This is a genomic window from Mycobacterium europaeum, assembly GCF_002102155.1.
Taxonomy (GTDB): Bacteria; Actinomycetota; Actinomycetes; order Mycobacteriales; family Mycobacteriaceae; genus Mycobacterium; species Mycobacterium europaeum.
On record NZ_LQOU01000022.1, the window covers coordinates 1 to 1506 of the forward strand.

A 1506-nucleotide genomic window follows, 5' to 3' on the forward strand; every position below is an offset into this window, starting at 1 on the left:
ACGGATGAAATCGTCAAGGTGAGCGGTGATTGGTGGCGGGTTTGCGGGGTTGCCAGTGGGCGACGAGGACTTCGTAGGCACGTTCGGCCTGTTCGACGACCGCGTTCTCTTCGTCGCGGCGGTGCTTGCTGTTATAGGCCGCGCCGGGCTGGCGGTAGTTGCCGCGGCGTGACGGCGCCCCGGCGGCCAGTTCGAGCTTTCGGCGCTTGTGGGTGACCAGCCCTGGTCGAGCGAAGGCGTAGTCCTGGTCCTTGGTCACCAAATGCCATGCGAGCACCGTCATCTTGCGGGCGGTGGCCACGATCGCGGTCTGAAATCCGCGTCGGGATTTGATGCGCTGATAGAACGCACGCAAGGGCCCTGGTGCGCGACTGGCCGACCAGGCCGCCTCCACCAGCACACCACGCACATGGGCGCGGCCGGCTTTGCTGATCCGACCGTGCACCGGCGCGGAATTCCCGGACTGGCGCACCTTCGGGTTGAGCCCGATATAGGCCACTAACTTGTCGGGATCGTCGAACCGAGAGAAGTCGCCGACCGCGGCCACAATGGAGATGCCGGCGATCGCATCGACACCAGGGATGGTCATCAACCGGGCCACCATCGGATCGGTGAGCGCTTCTTGGGCCAGCTCTCTATCGACCAAAGCGAGTTCATGGGCGTGAAAGTCCAACTGACGCAACAACGCCTGCACGCTGGCGCGTTCATCGGCAGGTAACGGCTGACGCGAGAGCCAGTGCCGACCGGTCTTGCCAAACAAATCCGACACCGGCGGCGTCGGTGCGAGGTTACGGGCCAGGATCGCGTGCACCTGATTCTTCAGCCGAGTCCGTTGACGCACCACGTGAGCACGACGCATCACCTGCCGGCGCAGACTGCGGGTCCGATCGTCGGGCAGCCACACCGGTGGCAGAAAATCCGCTGCCAGCAACTGCGCCAAGATCCGCGCATCGACCTTGTCGGTTTTCACCTTCGCCTCGGCGATCGCCCGCGTCTTCGACGGGTTCGACACCACCACACGGGCCACCAGCGGTGTGAGCAGAGTAGCGATCGCATCGCTGTTTCCGGTGGCCTCCAACGCCACCTCATCATCCGGGCGTAGTTCAGACGCCCACGCCCGCAATGCTTCTGGCGTCACTCCGATCTTGCCTTCGTCGCGGAGGATCCCGTCCTCGACCACCGCCAGCTGCGCGAACTCGCGGTGCACATCCATGCCGACATATCTGACCACCGCCTGGTTCTCCCTTCCGTGCTGATCACTTGGCCGGGGAACCGCTGGGACGGAACGACACCTACGGATACGCGCTCGCAGCGCAGCCGGACAAGTCGCAGGGGCGGCCAACTACTAACACGGGCTCGCAGCCCATCGAGCAAGAACGGCCTGCCCATACGTGTTCCCCGAAGGCCCCTGTTCCGGACGGTCGCACCGTATGCCTAGTACGTCTGACCAGGCAAGACAGAACCACGTGGGCCTCCACCCCATTTCATACCGGGTACCAACGCCGT

At 64.3% G+C, this 1506-nt stretch carries 1 protein-coding gene; it reads right to left on the minus strand.

What is annotated here, in order from left to right:
- Positions 1-13: 13 nt before the first annotated feature.
- Positions 14-1213, minus strand: coding sequence for an IS110 family RNA-guided transposase (locus AWC03_RS11645; protein WP_082278410.1), 1200 nt, complete (start codon positions 1211-1213; stop codon positions 14-16).
- Between the last annotated feature and the right edge of the window lie 293 nt (positions 1214-1506).

Coding starts and splice junctions, on each gene's coding strand:
- AWC03_RS11645 (WP_082278410.1), bottom strand. CDS start 1,213: ATGGATGTGCACCGCGAGTTCGCGCAGCTGGCGGTGGTCGAGGACGGG.